Raw genomic sequence first — 18,212 nt, 5'->3', positions numbered from 1 at the left:
AAAGATTTATTGAACCTTGAACGTTTTTCTGTGCATCTGTTTGCGACGCTACAAAGCCAGAGGAACACCAAATGTTTAAACCAGCCCTTATCGCCAGTGCCGTTTTCTTGGCCGTAACGCCAGCCTTGGCGCAAGATTCAAGCGCACCAGAAGAGGCCACCGCCGATATTCAAGAAACCCTCGATCCGCCAACAGACACAGAAACAGCAGAAACCGCCGCTGTCGATCCAGAATTGATCAAAGCGGGCGAAAAGGTATTTCGCAAATGCAAGGCCTGTCACAAGGTTGGTGAAAAGGCGAAAAACGGAGTTGGCCCACAGTTAAACGGCATCGTTGATCGCGCGGCAGCAACCGTTGATGGGTTTAGCTATTCTGGCGCGATGAAAAAGGCAGGCGAAGAGGGGGTCGTTTGGAACGCAGAAAACCTGACAGCGTATTTGCAATCACCAAAGGGTTTTGTCAAAGGCACGAAAATGTCATTCGCAGGATTGCGCAAAGAAAAAGATGTCACTGCGATTATTGCCTATCTTTCGACGTTCGCTGAATAATCAATTCCCATGAACCATTAACGCCACGACCAGTGGTTCGGGATCGGTTCCAAAATATAAATCGTGTTGATCGCGCAGCTCTTTTATCAGGGCGGCGCGATTTTGCGTTTTGACCCGCGCAAAATCCATTGCGGTGTTTATTGCATCACCACCACCATTTTGCACGTCGGTCTGTATAGTATTGTGATTGTCGATGACAAAAGTTTTCACCAACGCGCGGCGATGATTATACGCACCGTTTTGCGCACCAGTTGTGATCGCTTGAACAGGCCAAGTGAGCGGATTGCCCAAATGATTGGGCGCATCACTGGCGCATCCTGCAAGCATAAGATATAAAACGAGCCAACGCATGTGGTGATGTTATGGAATTTCACCCAGAAAAACAGGGTTAAATGCTTGACTCTGCAAACGCTTTTGACGATAAGCCGCCATCTGTTGCGCAAATGTGTGCAGAGAAATGTTCATATCGCACTAAACGGTGCGCGCTGTTCGAGGCGCGATTTATTCGCTAAACAGTTGGTTTTAAACATAAAACCATCGGGCCACAGGACGCGGAAGTTAAAGGAAAGACGCATATGTTTGCGGTTCTAAAAACTGGTGGCAAGCAGTATAAAGTTGCAAGCGGGGATATCCTGCGTGTTGAAAAAGTAACTGGCAATGCTGGTGAAACTGTTCAATTCAACGAAATTTTGATGGTTGGTGGCGACAAGCCAGTAATCGGTGTTCCAACAGTTGCAGGCGCAGCCGTTCAGGCCGAAATTCTGGAGCAGGGCAAAGGCCCTAAGTTGATCAACTACGTTAAACGTCGTCGTAAGCACTCTAGCCAACGTAAAAAAGGTCACCGCCAACAGATCACTGTTTTGCGCGTAACTGACATTCTGGCCAAAGGCGCTGACAAATCAGGCGTTGCTGTTGCCGAAAATGGCGCAGGTTTCACACCTGGTGCCGTAGAAGCAAAACCAGCGAAAAAAGTAGCGGCGAAAAAGCCAGCCGCGAAAAAAGCCGCTCCTGCTAAAAAAGCAGCAGCAGAAAAGAAACCAGCAGCAAAAAAAGCAGCCCCTAAAAAGGCCGCTAAAAAAGCTGAAGACAAGTAAAGGACACGCGAAATGGCACATAAAAAGGCAGGCGGCTCGTCCCGCAACGGTCGCGACTCCGCTGGACGTCGTCTTGGTGTAAAAAAATACGGTGGCGAAGCAGTCATCCCAGGCAACATCATCGTGCGTCAGCGCGGTAACAAATGGTGGCCGGGTGAAAATGTTGGTCAAGGTAAAGACCACACATTGTTCGCACTGAAAGGTGGCGCCGTGAAATTCCACAAGGGTTTCAAGGGTCGTACATTCATTTCAGTTTTGCCGGTAGCGGAAGCTGCTGAATGAGCTGATTGATTTCAGATTAACCATATGGTTATTGAAAAGGGTCGGCTGTTACGTCGACCCTTTTTTTGTGTAAAGTGATCCCATGAAAGATGTCATTCAAACCAAACGCTTGACCCTGCGCCATTTCACCAGTGCGGATGCTCCTGCTGTGGCCAAAGCATTGAATGATTACGAGGTGGCGCGGTGGTTATCATCCGCGCCCAATCCCTATGGTTTGGATGACGCAAAGAAATTCATCAACAAAACCAAGTCGATGAAAATCAAACCCTTTGCGATTTTTGATCAAAACCAATTTGTTGGCTGTATCGGCACGGATGGTTTGGTTGGGCTGGGGTATTGGATTGCTCAGGATCATTGGGGCAAAGGATATGCATCAGAAGCTGTGCGTGCCGTGGTGAATTGGCATTTTTCCAATCCAAAAAACACTGAACTGCGCTCAGGCTATATTGCCGATAATGATAAATCTGCGGCAGTTCAGCAAAAGCTAGGCTTTCAGATCACTGAATATAATACAGTTGATACCGTATTGCTCGGCACTGTTGATCATGTGAACACGGTTTTAACCCGCGATGCGTGGCTTACGTCATTCAATTTACCAATTGAATCTGCGCGGATATTTTTGCGCCCGCTGTCATTGGACGATTGGCATGATATGCAGAGCATTTCGGGAAATCGTGAAACCGCGCGGATGGTTTCAAAAATCCCCGTACCGTGGCCAGAAAGCCAAGTGAAACAAATGATCGCCGATACCGCGTTTCGCGGTCAGGTTGGTTTCATGCTGGCCATTTGTTTGCATGGTGGGCGCATGATTGGCGTGATTGGGCTGGGCGGGGATAAAGATCCGTCCGTCGCCTATGTGATGTCAAATCAGTTTAAGGGCCGGGGCCTTACAACCGAGGCATTGAATGCCTTGCTCCATTACAGTTTTAAAACCTTCGATTTGCCATCTATTGCATCCGAAGTATTCACAGATAACCCAGCGTCGATGCGGGTGTTGGAAAAAGCTGGCTTTGAAAAATGTGGCGAGTCGATCGAGCCATCCAAAGCGCGGCTTGAGCCTTCACCAGTATTTCTATATCGCTTGACGCGACACAAATTCGAAAGCCAAAACAAATGAAATTCCTCGATCTCGCCCGTGTATATCTGAAATCAGGCGCAGGCGGTAACGGCTGTGTATCTTTTCGCCGCGAAGCACACCAAGAATTCGGCGGCCCAGATGGGGGTAACGGCGGCAATGGCGGCGGCGTTTATGCCGAGGCCGTGGACAATCTGAACACACTGATTGATTTTCGCTATCAGCAACATTTCTTTGCCCAAAATGGCCGCCCCGGCATGGGGAAACAACGTTCTGGCAAAGACGGCGAAGATATCGTTCTAAAGGTTCCTGTTGGCACAGAAATTTTAGAAGACGACCAAGAAACCGTGATCGCTGATCTGACCGAAGAAGGCCAACGTGTGTTGTTGGCCCAAGGTGGCAATGGCGGTTTTGGGAACCTTCATTTCAAATCATCCACCAACCAAGCACCGCGTCGCGCCAACCCTGGCCAACCGCTTGTGGAATTAGAAGTATGGCTACGTCTGAAACTGATCGCGGATGTGGGATTGTTGGGGTTGCCAAATGCTGGGAAATCAACATTTTTGGCGGCAACTTCAAATGCCCGCCCGAAAATTGCGGATTATCCGTTTACCACGCTGCATCCCAATTTGGGCGTTGTTGGCATTGACGCCAAGGAATTTGTGATCGCCGATATCCCTGGCCTGATCGCTGGTGCATCCGAAGGTGTTGGTTTGGGCCACCGTTTTCTGGGCCACGTCGAACGCTGTGCGGTGTTGTTGCATTTGATTGATGGCACATCCGAGGATGTCGTAACCGATTATCAAACGATTATCACAGAGCTGGAAAAATACGGCGATGATCTGGCCGATCGCCCACGTGTTACCGTGTTAAACAAGATTGATGCGTTGGACGAAGTTGAACAAGCCCAAAAAATCAACGATCTGGAACAGGCCAGCGGCGGAACGGTTTTGGCGATGTCAGCGGTTGCACGTACAGGAACGGATAATGTTCTACGTGCGCTTGCAACACAGGTTGAAACACGAAATGCGCGTGAAAAGGCGGAGGAAAACGCCGACGAAGGGACGACAGGATGGCGCCCCTAGATCAGACAAATCGTATCGTCATCAAAATTGGTTCTGCGTTATTGGTTGATAGCGAAAGCTCGCAATTGCGTCTGTCGTGGTTACAAGGTGTCGCCAATGATGTGGCAGCAATGCGCGCCGCTGGCAAAGACGTGGTCTTGGTTTCATCGGGTTCCATCGCATTGGGGCGTTTGGTTTTGGGTTTGCCCGCGGGCGCATTAACATTGGAACAAAGCCAAGCAGCGGCAGCAGTCGGCCAAATTCGATTGGCACGCGCATATGAACAGGTACTGGAACCCCTTGGTATAAAAACCGCGCAGATATTGTTGACGCTAGAGGATAGCGCGGATCGCCGACGTTATCTGAATTCACGCGCAACGATGACGACGTTATTGCAGCATGGCGTTGTGCCAATCGTGAATGAAAACGACACGGTGGCAACGGATGAAATTCGTTACGGCGACAATGATCGCCTTGCCGCACAGGTGGCATCCATGTGTGGTGCGGATATGTTGGTTTTATTGTCCGATGTGGATGGGTTTTATACAGGCAATCCAAAAACCGATCCTGATGCCAAACGTATGGATGTTGTGCAAACAATCACGCCAGAGCTGGAAAAAATGGCGGGTGGTGCGGGCACGGCCGGTGCCAAGGGGGGCATGAAAACCAAAATCATGGCCGCGAAAACCGCAATGCGTGCGGGTTGCGCTATGGTTATTATGCTTGGGGATATTGAACGCCCGCTGGATGCGTTGCAAAACGGTGCAAAACATAGCCTATTCCTGGCCGAAGGCGACCCCCGCCAAGCACGTAAAAAATGGATTGCTGGGATGAAACCCAAAGGTGCCGTAATCGTGGACGAGGGCGCGGCAACCGCGCTTGGCCAAGGTAAATCATTGCTGGTCGCGGGGATTGCACAGATTTCTGGCGTGTTTGGTCGTGGTGATCTGGTGTCGATTGAAAATCAAACAGGCGCTGAATTGGCCAAAGGTTTGGTCAATTACGACGCCGCAGAAGCGCGCGCAATCGCAGGGCGTAAAAGCAGCGAAATCAAAGAAATATTGGGATACCCAGGGCGCGGTGTGTTAATTCACCGCGACGATATGGTGATATGAGGGCATGATGGACATTAAAAAAATGATGGCTGAAATTGGCCAAAAAGCAAAAGCAGCCAGCGCAGAATTGGCCTATGCCAACCCTGACAGCAAAACCGATGCATTGAATTTTGCCGCCGAAGCAGTGTGGAAAAACCGCGCCGATATTATTGCCGCGAATGCAAAAGACATGGAATTTGGTCGCGACAAAGGTTTGTCCGATGCGATGTTGGATCGCCTTATGTTGGACGAGGCACGGATCGAGGGCATTGTTGGCGCGCTTCGCGAAGTTGCAGGACAACCAGATCCTGTTGGTGCGATATTGCAATCTTGGGATCGTCCAACGGGGCTGAATATCAAGCGTGTGCGCACACCGCTGGGCGTTATTGGCGTGATATACGAAAGTCGTCCAAATGTTACCGCGGATGCGGGTGCGCTCTGCCTAAAGGCGGGGAATGCCGTGATTTTACGTGGTGGTTCAGAGAGTTTTCATTCATCTGGCGCCATCCATCAATGTTTGGTTGATGGCTTGGTCAAGGCTGGGCTGCCTGCGGATTCCATTCAGTTGGTTCCCACACGTGATCGTGCGGCGGTGGGTGAAATGTTAACCATGACCGATACGATTGATGTGATTGTACCACGCGGTGGCAAAGGTTTGGTTGGGCGTGTACAATCAGAGGCACGTGTGCCTGTGTTTGCTCATCTCGAAGGTATTTGCCACATTTATGTTGATGTGGATGCAGATCTGGAAAAAACCCGCAAGGTTATCATGAACGCAAAAACCCGGCGTACTGGCATTTGTGGTTCGGCGGAATGTCTGCTGATTGATCGTGAATTTTATGAAACCCACGGTGCGCCATTTATATCCGACCTTATCGCGGCGGGTGTAGAGGTGCGCGGTGATGAGACGCTGCAATCCATTGATGGTGTGATTGCGGCGAACAACGACGATTGGGGGCGTGAATATCTGGATATGATTATCGCCGCACGTATCGTGGACGGGGTCGGGGGCGCAATTGCCCATCTGCGCCAATATTCATCAAACCATACAGATTGTATCATGACGGAAAACGACGAAACCGCGAATGTGTTTTTTCAACGGGTTGATAGCGCGATTTTGATGCGCAACGCATCGACACAGTTTGCGGATGGCGGCGAATTTGGCATGGGGGGCGAAATTGGTATCGCAACGGGGAAAATGCATGCACGCGGTCCCGTTGGGGCAGAACAATTGACCAGTTTCAAATACTTGGTCGAAGGTGATGGTACAATCCGAGCATAACGCATAAAAAAACCCGTCAAATTGGCGGGTTAGTTTTTTTAGTGATTAGGTTGTTAGCCCCAAGTGCGAATTGGACCACAATCCACATGCACAAAACCAGAGCGGTGATATTTACCAACGCCACCACCACGACCGGCAACAGCCGCACGCGCGATATTGCTGACTGAACGGGATTTTAAACGCACATCAGATGCCTGTGCTTTCAGGTGATAGCTTTTCTTGGCTACGCCAGAACCACGCGAACGTAACATGTTATTGGTACGGCTGGTGCGATAACCAGATAGCAAAGTGAATGGTTCATCCGTATCAAGACGGAAATGCGTTGCGGCAATGACATCGATCAAATTTGGATCCATTTTCGCAACAGAGTTTTCACGCCAATCACGCATGAAATAATTGATCTCTTTCATTGCGGGTTTGATGTATTGGCCGTCAATCCAGTAAATCGTATCAACAGATTCACCTGTACGTGCCGAGCGCAATCGTACGCGGCGAATATTGCCAGCGCCTTTAACGTAACCAAAAGATTTTGAATAAACTGGTGCCGCCGACACCATAGCAATTCCTGCGAATGCCCCTAGCAAGCCACGCCGAGACAAATTTGAATTATCTTGCGATTCCATTTTGTGTAACCTGTCCTCTTTTTTGACAGCCCTATTTTGAGCCTTTACCGATTGCCCCCCGTGGAAATCGGATATGTTTTTATTACACAGGCCGATTCGAATTCCAAGGTAAACTTTATTTTTCAGCGAATTTTTGCTTAGATAGCAGGGGGTTAGCGACAATCATGCGAATTTGTAACTTTGATCACTTTTTGTTCTAGTTGTAATTTGTAAATTCGAACTTAATGGGCGAAAACTTGCCGAAAATTTGATTGGCAGGAGCCTAACAATTGGTGATAAAGGGATTATATTACTTGTATAAAACCATGGTTACGGGGACTGAAGCATATGATTAAGATATTAAAGCCGCTCAAGGTGGCGAGTTTTGCGCTATTTGCAATTTCAGCAAGCGCAACATTGAACGCACCGGTGCAGGCACAATCATTGCTTTATCCTGGCATTCAAAACAGTGCGGCGCGATTAAAAGCGGCTGATGCTGATATTGTGAAATTCTACCAAGAACGTCGGTTTAAACCGATCTGGGTTGGAAACCAAAATTCTTCACGACGCAATGCCTTTATCAAAGTTTTGCGCGACGCCAGTGATCACGGTTTGCCCGTTTCACGCTACAACCCATCTGGTTTGATGAAAGCGTTGAAATCCGCGCGTTCTGCAGAGGATCGTGGAAATGCCGAAATCCTTGCGAGCAAAACATTTGTTCAATACGCGCGCGACATTTCATCTGGTGTGTTACAACCAAGCGCCGTTGATCGTGAAATCGCGGTGCAACCGAAAAAATATGCGGCTTACGGCTTGCTTACAAATTTTGCGAAAAGTTCACCGAAAGGTTATTTGGCAAAACTCGCACCCAGCAATCCAGAATACACAGCATTGCTGAAAGAGCGTGAGCGCCTGTCAAAATCAATGCGCGGTGCTTCGGCTGTGGATGTGCCAATGGCCACCATCAAACCGGGCATCAGCAGCAAAAATGTTGTGATCATGCGCCAAAAACTGGGTGCGCTTGGTTATGGAAAACTTGGCAATTCACCAACCTATGATACGAAACTTGTCGCGGTTGTGAAGAAATTCCAAACGGATCGCGGGTTGGGAGCGGACGGTATCGTTGGCCCATCAACTATCCGTTCGATGAATTTTGGGCCAAAGGCCCAGATGGTCAAGGTTCTGGTAAACCTAGAACGCCAACGCTGGTTGAATTTTCCACGTGGTGACCGCCATGTCATGGTGAACTTGCCAGATTATTCCGTATCGCTGGTTGATAAAGGCAAGGTTTCGTTTAAATCGCGCACTGTGATTGGCCAAACCAAAAACGATTTCCGCACACCAGAATTTTACGATTCAATGACCCATATGGTGGTGAATCCCACATGGAACGTACCAAAATCCATCGCGGTAAAAGAATATGTTCCAATCATCAAACGCGACCCAAATTTCTTGGCTAAGCGTAACATGTATATGGTGAACGGAAGCGGTAAGGCCGTGCGCCCAAGCGTGGCTGAATTGTCCAAGTATAACAAAGATAACTACGGCAAATTCCCATATTACATCAAACAAAAACCTGATCCGCGCAACGCGCTTGGCTTGGTGAAATTTATGTTCCCAAATAAATACAATATTTATTTGCACGACACGCCATCAAAATCGTTGTTTAACAAGGAAACCCGCGCGTTCAGCCACGGTTGTATCCGTGTGCACCAACCGTTTGATTTTGCTTACAAATTGCTGGAACGCCAAGAGGCAAACCCAAAGGCATCTTTTGCAAATTGGTTGAATGCCAAAAAGGAACGCTTTGTGAATTTGAAAACACCAGTGCCAGTGTATATCACATATCGTACGGTTTATTTTGACGGTGGATCAAAACCAATTTATCGCAGCGACATTTATGGCCGCGACAAGAAGGTTTTCAACGCCTTGACCCGTGCAGGGGTGGCGTTGACCGCCGTAGAAAGCTAAACACCACTTACGGTGATAAACGGGGCGCCGATTGTGGCGCCCTTTTTTGTGAAAGGTCGGCTATGCCTGAATTGACAGTTGGTGAAATTGCAGCGGCATTGGGCGCCGATGCTGTTGGTGATTTAGATATTAAAATCAGCGCAGTACAAGAGCCAGCGAAGGCAGTTTCGGGCCAGCTCGCGTTGGCGATGGAGCCAACCTATGAATCCGCACTACGCCAAGGATCAGCAAGTGCGGCGATCATTTGGCCGGATGCGGATTGGCGTGATATGGGGCTGTCTGCCGCGATCATTGCACCGCGTTCGCGATATGTATTATCGGGCATATCCTATATTTTTGAGCACAAGCCCGAGATATCCACGGGCATCCACCCAAGCGCGATTGTTGATCCAACGGCCAAGATCGGTGCAAATGCCGCCATTGGCCCATTTTGCGTGGTTGGTGCGCGTGCGGTAATCGGGGATAATTTGCGCATGGTGGGGCATTGTACCATCGGCGAGGATGCCATGATCGGTGATAACGCGTTGTTATATTCCGGCGTGCGCATCGGTGCGCGGGTCAAAATTGGCAACGGCTTTATTTCCCAATCCAACACCGTTGTCGGTGCGGATGGGTTTTCGTATGTCACCCCACAACCAGGTGCGGTGGAAGAGGCGAAAAAAACGGGTCAAATCAGCGAACACACCCGCACGGATGGTTTTTCGCGGATCAATTCGTTGGGTGCTGTGCATATCGGGGATGACGTGGAAATGGGTGCAAATTGCACGATTGATCGCGGCACGATTGCAAATACAACCATCGGTAATGGCACGAAATTGGATAATCTTGTGCATATTGGCCATAACGTGGTTGTCGGGCAAACCTGTTTGATTTGTGGCCAAGTTGGCATCGCAGGCAGCAGCGTGATTGGCGATCGCGTCGTGTTGGGCGGACAGGTTGGCGTGGCCGATCATATCAATATCGGTTCCGATGTCATTGCGGCGGGGAAATCAGGAATTTCATCCAATGTTCCCGCGGGGCGTGTGATGATGGGTAACCCTGCGATGAAAATGGATTTGAATATTAAATCCTACACCGCGCTGCGCCGTTTACCGCGATTGGCTGCAAAGGTCGCAGAGCTGCAAAAATCTGTTTCAAAAATACTGGAAACAAAGTAATAGGCAGACGACTAACTGCAAAGGGATCTGAAAAGATGTCTGTTCAAGACAAGATTGTCGAAATCATCGCTGAACAAGCGGTGCTCGAGCCAAGTGATGTTTCACTTGAAATGGGGATCGAAGAATTGGGACTTGATTCCATGGGATTAGTTGAAACCGTCTTCGCCATCGAAGAAAACTTTGACGTATCCGTACCATTTAATGCAAATGATCCAAGCGCATCTGATTTTGACGTGTCATCCGTGCAATCAATTGTCACCGCAGTCGAAGGCTTGATCGCCGCGAAATCAGCTTGATATGAAACGGGTTGTCATTACGGGGCAAGGAACGATCAATGCCTTGGGCAACAATGTCGCGCAAACAATTGATGCGATGGCGAATGGTAAATGCGGCATTGGTGAATTGGAATTTCCAAATGCGGATCGTCTGTCGATTAAAATTGGCGGGCAGATCAAAAACTTTGATGCCAGCGAACGGTTCAGCCGCCAACAGCTTAATTTCTATGACCCATTTACACAATTCGCGTTGATCGCCGCAGAACAAGCCATTTCACAATCTGGATTGGTTTTTGATGGCGAATTGGCCGAATTTTCGGGTGTGATTTTGGGCACAGCTGGCGGTGGTCTGCAAACACAGGATGAAAATTATCGTTCCGTTTATGAGGATGGCAAAAACCGTGTGCATCCATTTGTCGTGCCCCGTTTGATGAATAATTCCGCCGTTTCACATGTATCTATGACCCATGGATTAAAGGGGCCGTGTTTTACGGTTTCGACAGCCTGTGCATCATCAAACCATGCCATGGGGCAGGCGTTTCAAATGGTACAATCGGGCGCTGCCAAGGCGATGATAACTGGTGGTAGCGAAAGCATGTTATGCTTTGGTGGGATCAAGGCATGGGAAGGGCTTCGCGTGATGTCCAACACAGGTTGCCGCCCGTTCTGCGCCAGCCGCGATGGCATGGTGCAGGGCGAGGGCGCTGCCGTTTTTGTGTTCGAAGAATATGAACATGCCCGTGTGCGCGGTGCAGAAATTTTGGCAGAAGTTGCAGGTTTCGCCATGAGCTCGGACGCCAGCGATATCGTCATGCCAAGCGTGGGCGGCGCACGGCGCGCAATCCAAGGCGCATTGAACAGTGCTGGGTTAAACCCAACTGATGTTGGTTACATCAATGCTCATGGCACGGGTACGGCGGCGAATGACAAAACCGAATGTGCCGCGATCAAGGATGCCTTGGGCGACCACGCATATAACGTGATGGTGTCATCGACGAAATCCATGCATGGGCATTTGATCGGTGGCACGGGGGCGGTTGAAATGCTGGCCTGTATTGCCGCGATCAAGGATGGCGTTATCGCACCCACGATTAATCTGCGCGACAGTGATCCAGAATGTGATTTGGATTTTGTGCCCAACGAAGCACGGCAAACATCCGTTGATGTCGCCATTAGCAACGCATTCGCATTTGGTGGTTTAAACGCGGTAATAGCGCTGCGCAAAATATAAAGCCCGCACAAATTGCGCGGGCTTACACATCAGAATTTCGATGATTTATTTGGGTGCGATTGCATCCCACGCTGCGGTAATGCCTGACAATGACACAGCCAATGGAATTGGTTTGTCGGGTGCGCCAACAGATGTGATTGTCATCACCGCATTCGCACCTTTTTTCAATGCATTCATTTCGCTGTTTGGCAGGCCAAAGCGTGAAATACAGCCTGATTTTTCACACCAGCTAAATTCATAGCTACGAACTTTGCCAGAATCGATGCGCATTTTTGCTCCTGATGGCAACAACGTGCCAAGCGGTGTAATGAATGTAACACCTGCAACGGCTTGGCTGCCTTTTGGTAATGCAACAACGTTGAATTCCGCAACGCTATTGCCGTCGCTGTCGTTAAGCAGTTGATAAAGGCTACACGCGTCGGTTTCATCACCTTTAATGCAGCGCACTTGCCAATCGCCATGGGTTTCGCGCACGAATTCTTGGCCAACTTGTGGTTCACCGTCCGTTGGTGCTTCGTCACTTGCAACTGGAAACGTTTCGTCTTGTGCTGGCGCTGCTTCTGCTTCAGCACCCGCTTCTGGAGAGCTTTCTGCCGGTGTTGCAGGTGCCTCTGTTGCAGGTGTCTCTGCGGCAGGTGTTTCTGTTGTGGGCGTTTCGGCATCGTTCGATTGCGCCATGGCAATGGACGAAACGGTCATGCCCAGTGCCAATGTGATTGAACATACAGTCAGTTTCATTTGTAATTCTCGCTGCTCGTTTTAATTTCGCTGGTTTTTAGCGTTATTTGCGCTGCTTGTCAGGTAAAATTTCCATCAGGTACAATTGATGACGAAACGGGCAATTTTATGCTGAATTTATCCCCAAAAGAAAAAAGATGCGCCCAATGACGCACCTTTTCTAGCTTTTAAAGCTTTCTCCCCTGTCGGACTGGCCGAACATTGCCCCACACATACGCTCATAAATCGATTTCGTCAACAAATCTTACGGTAAACCGCCCGAAAATATACGTTTTTTGTGATTGAAACCTAGCGTTGGGCGATCAAGATGCCTATGTTCACGTTACGAACACAAGGGGATGAATATGTCGCAATCTGATCGCATTTTTATTGGTGGCGGTGGCGCTGAATATGGCGAACCGCAAAACCTGATTTTGAAATACGCTAATCGTCATGGGATGATCGCGGGTGCGACGGGTACGGGTAAAACCGTGACCTTGCAAATTCTGGCAGAAAGCTTTTCCAGCCAAGGCGTGCCGGTGTTTCTATCCGATGTTAAGGGTGATTTGTCTGGTCTGGCCAAGGCAGGATCGCCAGAGGCAAAATTGCATAAACCGTTCATGGAACGCGCCGCGACGATCAAATTCGACGATTACGATTACAACGATTTCCCCGTGACATTTTGGGATATGTTTGGCGAACAGGGGCATCCTGTGCGCACAACTGTTTCGGAAATGGGTCCGTTGTTGTTGTCACGCCTGATGGAATTGAGCGAAGCGCAAGAGGGTGTGATGAACATCGCGTTTCGTGTGGCGGATGAACAGGACATGTTGTTGCTGGATCTAAAAGATTTGCAATCTATGTTAGTATGGCTGGGCGAAAATTCAGGGGAAATTGCGCTGCGATACGGTTCGGTTTCCACTGCATCCATTGGTGCCATTCAACGCCGCCTGTTGGTTTTGGAAAACCAAGGCGCGACACAGTTTTTTGGCGAACCTGCGTTAAACCTAGAGGATTTGATGCAAACTACACCGGGTGGTCAGGGGCGCATTAATATTCTGGCGGCGGATAAATTGATGCAATCGCCACGGCTCTATGCGACATTCTTGCTCTGGATGCTGTCCGAATTGTTCGAAACTCTGCCAGAGGTTGGCGATCCAGATAAACCCAAATTGGTGTTCTTCTTTGACGAGGCACATTTGTTGTTTGACGATGCGCCAAAGGCGTTGTTGAACAAGGTGGAACAGGTTGCGCGATTGATCCGATCCAAAGGTGTCGGTGTTTATTTTGTGTCGCAAAACCCAGCCGATATTCCAGAGGATATTTTGGGGCAGCTTGGTAACCGTGTGCAACACGCGCTGCGAGCGTTCACGCCCAAGGATCAAAAGGCATTGCGTATGGCGGCTGATACATTCCGCACCAACCCCGATTTTGATACCGCCGATGCGATTAAAGAGGTGGGCGTTGGCGAAGCACTGGTTTCAACCCTTGAAAAAAAGGGGATGCCATCGGTGGTGCAACGCACATTGATCCGCCCTCCAAGTTCGCAACTTGGCCCGATTAGCGATGCAGAACGCGCCGCCGTAATCGCGCAATCACCAGTTGCGGGACTGTACGAGGCCGCATTGGATCGTGAATCTGCGTTTGAAATCCTATCCAAACGTTCCGCAGAGGCCGCAGAGGCTGCCGCCAAAGCAGAGGCCGAAGAAGAACGCTTGGAAGCCAAAGAAAAAGAGCTGAAGCTCGCACGTAAATTCGACGGTTACACGACCAAGAAATCCACGCGATCCACCCGTTCATCACGATCCGACAGTTTGGGAACAACATTGGCAAAAACCATGATCAAACAGTTGGGCACGCAATCTGGGCAAAAAATGATCCGTGGTATTTTGGGTGGGTTGTTCAAAGGTAAATAACAAAGCGAATGGGTTATCCAGTGATTGCCCATTCATCATTAACCCGTTGAACTTGTTGCCAATCTTTCATCTTTGATCGAAACCACGTCCGCTGGCGTTTGGCATATTGGCGGGTTTGGGTTTTGGCCAAATCTATTGCGGTAACCAATTCCATGTCGCCATTGATATGCGCGATCAACTCTTTAGCTCCAATCGCTTGGCATGATGGCAACGCTTCATCCCAACCATTATTCATCACCGCACGGCATTCATCCAATGCACCCATATCCACCATCATATCGAACCGTTGATCAATACGCGCATTTAACCAATCCTTGTTGCTGACAAGATTAAGCGCAACAGTTTGGTCAAGGGGCAACAACGGGGGTGGTGTTTCATCCTGCCATTGTGCCAAACCTTTGCCCGTTGCACGCAACACTTCCCAGGCGCGTTGGGTGCGCGCGGGGTTTAATGTGTCTATTTTTGAATGCGTTGCGGGGTCTAGTTTACGTAATTCGCGGGCAAAAACATCCAATCCCTTGTCCGCGCCCAATGCGTTTGCCTCTGCGCGAATTTCTGCGGGGATGTCGGGAATATTGGTCAAACCCATGGTCAGCGCCATAAAATATAGCCCCGTGCCGCCCAAAATTATCGGACGCAGCCCATTTGATTTCACCGCATCAATCTGTGCGCTAACTTCGCGCAGCCAATGCCCCACGGAATAGTCTTGTGCCAAACCGACATGGCCATACATAAAATGGGGGCAGGCGTCCAATTCATCACCCATCGGGCGCGCGGTCAGGATTTGCCAATCCGAATACACTTGCAACGCATCGGCATTAATGATGCATCCGCGAAACTTCTGCGCAATTTCAATGCCAAGCGCGGATTTTCCGCTGGCTGTTGGACCCGCGATCAACACGGGTAAATCGTTTTGCAATACACGCGATAACATTATTAGTTTCCTTGGCAAGCGGGCAAGAAGGTGCCGAAGATCACTGTCTATTCAATTTCCATCACATTTGCCATTGCAAGAAACAGCAATTTCAGACATTTTGCGCAAAGATAAGATAGGAGACGCAGATGTCGAATGAAACGGGCGATTCATCGCCAAAATTTAAACGCGTTCTGCTTAAAATCTCCGGAGAGGCCTTGATGGGCGACCAAGCATTTGGTCTGCACCCACCCACCGTTGAACGTATCGCCAAAGAATTAAAATCCGTCCATGACGAGGGAATCGAGCTTTGCGTTGTGATTGGTGGCGGCAATATTTTCCGTGGTCTGTCAGGTTCCGCACAGGGCATGGAGCGCACCACCGCCGATTATATGGGTATGTTGGCCACGGTAATGAATGCGCTGGCCATGCAGGGCGCATTGGAAGCGTTGGGTGTTCATACTCGCGTAATATCCGCCATCCCAATGGATCAGGTTTGTGAACCATACATCCGCCGCCGCGCCGTGCGCCATTTGGAAAAGAAACGGATCTGTATTTTCGCCGCTGGTACGGGCAATCCGTACTTTACCACCGACACCGCTGCCACATTGCGTGCGACCGAAATGTCTTGCGAAGGTATTTTCAAGGGCACACAGGTGGATGGCATTTACGACAAAGACCCAAAAACCAACCCTGATGCTGTGCGTTACGATCGCGTCACTTACGACGAAGTGTTGCAAAAGAACCTAAAGGTGATGGATGCGTCCGCAATTGCATTGGCGCGTGACAATAATCTGCCTATTGTGGTGTTCTCGTTAGAGCAAAAGGGTGGTATGACTGGCATTCTGCGCGGCGAGGGCACATATACCGTCGTAGAAAACGGTTAGAATATCGAACAAGGAATTTGAAGATGGCTGATATTGAAATTGACACCGCCGATTTGGAACGCCGCATGGATGGCGCGATGGCTTCGTTGAAGCATGAATTTGCAAGCTTGCGAACAGGGCGCGCATCGGCATCGATCTTGGATCCAGTGTTGGTTGATGCCTATGGTTCAAATATGCCGCTCAATCAATGTGGCACGGTCAATGTTCCAGAACCGCGCATGATTACGGTCACTGTTTGGGATAAGGGCTTGGTTGGTGCGGTCGAAAAAGCAATCCGCAATTCAGGCATCGGTATTAATCCCGTGGTTGACGGCATGGTTTTGCGCCTGCCAATTCCAGAATTAAACGAAGAACGCCGCGCCGAACTGGCCAAAGTTGCCGGTCAATACGGCGAAAACGCCAAGGTCGCAGTGCGTAATGTGCGCAAAGATGGCATGGACCAAGTTAAAAAGGGTAAGTCTGAAGGTATGAGCGAGGATGACCAAAAATTCTGGTCTGATGAAATTCAAACGCTGACAGATGCAGCGATCAAAAAGGTTGATGAAGCAATCGAACATAAACAACAGGAAATTATGCAGGTTTAGAACCCTGTGAATTTGTAACACGTAGACATGTCCGAAGTATCCGAAAACTTGCATTTGGCCATCATCATGGATGGCAACGGTCGTTGGGCGGCTTCACGGGGATTCGAACGATTGAAGGGACATAAGCGTGGTGTTGAACGTGTTCGTGAAGTTGTCGAAGCCTGCCCAGATTTGGGCGTAAGCCACCTAACACTTTTTGCTTTTTCTACCGAAAATTGGAAACGTTCAGAAAAAGAAGTGAACGGTTTGATGGCGCTTTTTCGCCGCTATATCCGATCAGAGGCCGCACGATTATTTGACGAAGGCGTGCGCGTGCGTTTTATCGGGCGGCGCGGCGAACTTGATAGCCGACTACAAGATTTGATGACAGGGCTAGAGGCGCAAACCGCCGAAAATACCCGCCTGCATATGACCGTTGCGATAAATTACGGTGGGCGCGACGAAATCGTGCGTGCATCACAAAAGGTTGCCGGAATGGTTGCCGCGGGACAGATTGAACCGCATGACATCACCGAAGATTTGATTTCAGAACAAATGGATACCGCCGAAATTTGTGATCCAGATTTGGTGTTACGCACGTCTGGCGAATTTCGCACATCGAATTTTCTGCCTTGGCAATCGGTTTATGCCGAATATGTTTTTGAAGAATCTTCATGGCCTGATTTCTCGGTTGAACTATTGGCGCAAACTTTGGATGAATTTCGCAACCGCGACCGCCGTTTTGGCGCAGTTGGCACCAAATGAGCAATCCTGCACAATTTTCTGATCTTGGAACACGCCTTGCATCCGCCGTGGTGATGACCGTGATTGGTGCATTTGCGATTGTCCAAGGCGGGATGTGGTTTCAGGCGCTGGCAGTTTTGATCGGTGGATTGATGGCATGGGAAACGTTACGGATGCACGGCGCATCTGCGATGTATGTCATTGTGGGGGCAATTGTTTTCGCATTCGCGCTTGGTCTGAATGTAATTGCGCCCAGTTTTGTTTTTGCGATTGCTGCGTTGGTGTTGGTGGCACTGTTGTCTCTTGGGGTTTCAAAATCGCGGCTAACGACGGGTGTTGCGCTGGTTCTTATTCTTATCGCATGTTCGGCACTGGTTCAGCTGCGCCAAACATCGATGATAAATCTGTTGTTTTTGGCGGGCTGTGTGATCGCATCGGATATCGGTGGGTATTTTGCAGGGCGCATCATCGGCGGGCCGAAATTTTGGCCAGCAGTCAGCCCCAAAAAAACATGGTCAGGAACGATTGGCGGCTGGGTGTTGGCGGCAATCGTTGGGGTGGCGTTTGTCAGTTTCGCTGGTTTTGGCATACAAACCGTTTTTTACGGCGTTGTGCTTGCCATGGCAGCACAGGCGGGTGATTTGGCTGAATCTTGGATGAAGCGGCGCGCGGAAATTAAAGATAGTTCAAACCTGATCCCTGGTCATGGTGGATTGCTAGATCGCTTTGACGGGTTTATGGGGGCTGCGGTTTTGACGGGTCTGGTTTTGCTTGCCACAGGTAATTGGGGATAACCC

At 49.5% G+C, this 18,212-nt stretch carries 19 protein-coding genes and 1 pseudogene; 16 read left to right on the top strand and 4 right to left on the bottom strand.

The annotated features are described in order from the left end of the window. The first annotated feature begins 71 nt into the window (after positions 1-71). Positions 72-548: a c-type cytochrome gene (locus IE094_RS01860; RefSeq protein ID WP_189638868.1), complete on the top strand. Its 477-nt coding sequence runs from the start codon at positions 72-74 to the stop codon at positions 546-548. On the opposite strand, the gene IE094_RS01855 is transcribed toward IE094_RS01860, so the two are convergent. Beyond that, entirely contained in the window at positions 549-899 is a 351-nt protein-coding gene (locus tag IE094_RS01855) for a hypothetical protein (RefSeq protein ID WP_189638867.1), read from the bottom strand. Positions 900-1,123: 224 nt separating this feature from the next. On the opposite strand from IE094_RS01855, the pseudogene rplU reads away from it, so the two are divergent. From rplU to IE094_RS01825, 6 genes and pseudogenes are all read left to right on the top strand, one after another. Beyond that, positions 1,124-1,630 (top strand): annotated as a pseudogene (gene rplU, locus IE094_RS01850) (50S ribosomal protein L21); the annotation flags it as partial. Positions 1,631-1,654: 24 nt separating this feature from the next. Further along, a complete protein-coding gene (rpmA, locus tag IE094_RS01845) occupies positions 1,655-1,924 on the top strand; it encodes a 50S ribosomal protein L27 (protein WP_189638865.1) in 270 nt (89 codons plus the stop codon). 82 nt (positions 1,925-2,006) lie between these two features. Continuing rightward, entirely contained in the window at positions 2,007-3,041 is a 1,035-nt protein-coding gene (locus IE094_RS01840; protein ID WP_189638864.1) for a GNAT family N-acetyltransferase, read from the top strand. Further along, positions 3,038-4,084, top strand: coding sequence for a GTPase ObgE (gene obgE / locus IE094_RS01835; protein WP_189638863.1), 1,047 nt, complete (start codon positions 3,038-3,040; stop codon positions 4,082-4,084). The genes IE094_RS01840 and obgE overlap by 4 nt, the downstream gene beginning before the upstream one ends. Then, on the top strand, positions 4,072-5,178 hold the full coding sequence (gene proB / locus IE094_RS01830) for a glutamate 5-kinase (protein ID WP_189638862.1): 1,107 nt from the start codon (positions 4,072-4,074) through the stop codon (positions 5,176-5,178). The genes obgE and proB overlap by 13 nt, the downstream gene beginning before the upstream one ends. A 4-nt stretch (positions 5,179-5,182) precedes the next feature. Beyond that, the gene (locus tag IE094_RS01825) at positions 5,183-6,439 is read left to right on the top strand and encodes a glutamate-5-semialdehyde dehydrogenase (protein ID WP_189638861.1); all 1,257 of its coding nucleotides are present in this window, start codon (positions 5,183-5,185) and stop codon (positions 6,437-6,439) included. A 53-nt stretch (positions 6,440-6,492) separates the two neighbouring features. On the opposite strand, the gene mepK is transcribed toward IE094_RS01825, so the two are convergent. Beyond that, entirely contained in the window at positions 6,493-7,062 is a 570-nt protein-coding gene (mepK, locus tag IE094_RS01820) for a peptidoglycan L,D-endopeptidase MepK (protein ID WP_189638860.1), read from the bottom strand. A gap of 327 nt (positions 7,063-7,389) precedes the next feature. Here mepK and IE094_RS01815 point away from each other — a divergent pair, with 327 nt between their 5' ends. The 4 genes from IE094_RS01815 to IE094_RS01800 all read left to right on the top strand — a co-directional run bounded on the left by IE094_RS01815 (position 7,390) and on the right by IE094_RS01800 (position 11,675). Then, positions 7,390-9,012, top strand: coding sequence for a L,D-transpeptidase family protein (locus IE094_RS01815; protein WP_189638859.1), 1,623 nt, complete (start codon positions 7,390-7,392; stop codon positions 9,010-9,012). 62 nt (positions 9,013-9,074) lie between these two features. Continuing rightward, positions 9,075-10,169 carry a UDP-3-O-(3-hydroxymyristoyl)glucosamine N-acyltransferase gene (gene lpxD / locus IE094_RS01810; protein WP_189638858.1) on the top strand — a complete coding sequence of 365 codons (1,095 nt, stop codon included), beginning with the start codon at positions 9,075-9,077 and terminating at the stop codon, positions 10,167-10,169. Between the two features lie 35 nt (positions 10,170-10,204). Further along, entirely contained in the window at positions 10,205-10,465 is a 261-nt protein-coding gene (locus IE094_RS01805) for an acyl carrier protein (protein ID WP_189638857.1), read from the top strand. A gap of 1 nt (position 10,466) precedes the next feature. Then, positions 10,467-11,675, top strand: coding sequence for a beta-ketoacyl-[acyl-carrier-protein] synthase family protein (locus tag IE094_RS01800; protein WP_189638856.1), 1,209 nt, complete (start codon positions 10,467-10,469; stop codon positions 11,673-11,675). 45 nt (positions 11,676-11,720) lie between these two features. Here the strand turns inward: IE094_RS01800 and IE094_RS01795 are convergent, their stop codons facing one another. Beyond that, positions 11,721-12,413, bottom strand: a complete 693-nt coding sequence (locus tag IE094_RS01795; protein WP_189638855.1) for an invasion associated locus B family protein — start codon at positions 12,411-12,413, stop codon at positions 11,721-11,723. Between the two features lie 344 nt (positions 12,414-12,757). Between IE094_RS01795 and IE094_RS01790 the strand changes: the two genes are divergently transcribed. Continuing rightward, a complete protein-coding gene (locus IE094_RS01790) occupies positions 12,758-14,308 on the top strand; it encodes a helicase HerA-like domain-containing protein (protein ID WP_189638854.1) in 1,551 nt (516 codons plus the stop codon). A 13-nt stretch (positions 14,309-14,321) separates the two neighbouring features. Here IE094_RS01790 and miaA read toward each other — a convergent pair whose 3' ends face one another. Next, positions 14,322-15,242, bottom strand: coding sequence for a tRNA (adenosine(37)-N6)-dimethylallyltransferase MiaA (gene miaA, locus IE094_RS01785; RefSeq protein ID WP_189638853.1), 921 nt, complete (start codon positions 15,240-15,242; stop codon positions 14,322-14,324). 128 nt (positions 15,243-15,370) lie between these two features. On the opposite strand from miaA, the gene pyrH reads away from it, so the two are divergent. Genes pyrH through IE094_RS01765 form a run of 4 tightly spaced genes read left to right on the top strand, consistent with a single transcriptional unit; the run spans position 15,371 to position 18,209 of the window. Further along, positions 15,371-16,108, top strand: a complete 738-nt coding sequence (gene pyrH / locus IE094_RS01780; protein ID WP_189638852.1) for a UMP kinase — start codon at positions 15,371-15,373, stop codon at positions 16,106-16,108. A 23-nt stretch (positions 16,109-16,131) separates the two neighbouring features. Continuing rightward, positions 16,132-16,692 (top strand): ribosome recycling factor, encoded by a 561-nt coding sequence (gene frr / locus IE094_RS01775; RefSeq protein ID WP_189638851.1) that lies wholly within the window; start codon positions 16,132-16,134, stop codon positions 16,690-16,692. A 27-nt stretch (positions 16,693-16,719) separates the two neighbouring features. Continuing rightward, positions 16,720-17,436: a polyprenyl diphosphate synthase gene (gene uppS, locus IE094_RS01770; RefSeq protein WP_189638850.1), complete on the top strand. Its 717-nt coding sequence runs from the start codon at positions 16,720-16,722 to the stop codon at positions 17,434-17,436. Further along, positions 17,433-18,209: a phosphatidate cytidylyltransferase gene (locus IE094_RS01765; RefSeq protein ID WP_189638849.1), complete on the top strand. Its 777-nt coding sequence runs from the start codon at positions 17,433-17,435 to the stop codon at positions 18,207-18,209. The genes uppS and IE094_RS01765 overlap by 4 nt, the downstream gene beginning before the upstream one ends. Positions 18,210-18,212: the final 3 nt, after the last annotated feature.

Source organism: Paramylibacter ulvae, from assembly GCF_014652655.1.
Classification (GTDB): domain Bacteria; phylum Pseudomonadota; class Alphaproteobacteria; order Rhodobacterales; family Rhodobacteraceae; genus Amylibacter; species Amylibacter ulvae.
The sequence above is the reverse complement of the archived record's forward strand: the minus strand, read 5'-3'. Positions and strand labels throughout refer to the sequence as shown.

Bases quoted from the DNA above. Each gene is read 5' to 3' on its own strand.
- IE094_RS01860 (WP_189638868.1), top strand. From the start codon at position 72: ATGTTTAAACCAGCCCTTATCGCCAGTGCCGTTTTCTTGGCCGTAACG.
- IE094_RS01855 (WP_189638867.1), bottom strand. From the start codon at position 899: ATGCGTTGGCTCGTTTTATATCTTATGCTTGCAGGATGCGCCAGTGAT.
- rpmA (WP_189638865.1), top strand. From the start codon at position 1,655: ATGGCACATAAAAAGGCAGGCGGCTCGTCCCGCAACGGTCGCGACTCC.
- IE094_RS01840 (WP_189638864.1), top strand. From the start codon at position 2,007: ATGAAAGATGTCATTCAAACCAAACGCTTGACCCTGCGCCATTTCACC.
- obgE (WP_189638863.1), top strand. From the start codon at position 3,038: ATGAAATTCCTCGATCTCGCCCGTGTATATCTGAAATCAGGCGCAGGC.
- proB (WP_189638862.1), top strand. From the start codon at position 4,072: ATGGCGCCCCTAGATCAGACAAATCGTATCGTCATCAAAATTGGTTCT.
- IE094_RS01825 (WP_189638861.1), top strand. From the start codon at position 5,183: ATGATGGACATTAAAAAAATGATGGCTGAAATTGGCCAAAAAGCAAAA.
- mepK (WP_189638860.1), bottom strand. From the start codon at position 7,062: ATGGAATCGCAAGATAATTCAAATTTGTCTCGGCGTGGCTTGCTAGGG.
- IE094_RS01815 (WP_189638859.1), top strand. From the start codon at position 7,390: ATGATTAAGATATTAAAGCCGCTCAAGGTGGCGAGTTTTGCGCTATTT.
- lpxD (WP_189638858.1), top strand. From the start codon at position 9,075: ATGCCTGAATTGACAGTTGGTGAAATTGCAGCGGCATTGGGCGCCGAT.
- IE094_RS01805 (WP_189638857.1), top strand. From the start codon at position 10,205: ATGTCTGTTCAAGACAAGATTGTCGAAATCATCGCTGAACAAGCGGTG.
- IE094_RS01800 (WP_189638856.1), top strand. From the start codon at position 10,467: ATGAAACGGGTTGTCATTACGGGGCAAGGAACGATCAATGCCTTGGGC.
- IE094_RS01795 (WP_189638855.1), bottom strand. From the start codon at position 12,413: ATGAAACTGACTGTATGTTCAATCACATTGGCACTGGGCATGACCGTT.
- IE094_RS01790 (WP_189638854.1), top strand. From the start codon at position 12,758: ATGTCGCAATCTGATCGCATTTTTATTGGTGGCGGTGGCGCTGAATAT.
- miaA (WP_189638853.1), bottom strand. From the start codon at position 15,242: ATGTTATCGCGTGTATTGCAAAACGATTTACCCGTGTTGATCGCGGGT.
- pyrH (WP_189638852.1), top strand. From the start codon at position 15,371: ATGTCGAATGAAACGGGCGATTCATCGCCAAAATTTAAACGCGTTCTG.
- frr (WP_189638851.1), top strand. From the start codon at position 16,132: ATGGCTGATATTGAAATTGACACCGCCGATTTGGAACGCCGCATGGAT.
- uppS (WP_189638850.1), top strand. From the start codon at position 16,720: ATGTCCGAAGTATCCGAAAACTTGCATTTGGCCATCATCATGGATGGC.
- IE094_RS01765 (WP_189638849.1), top strand. From the start codon at position 17,433: ATGAGCAATCCTGCACAATTTTCTGATCTTGGAACACGCCTTGCATCC.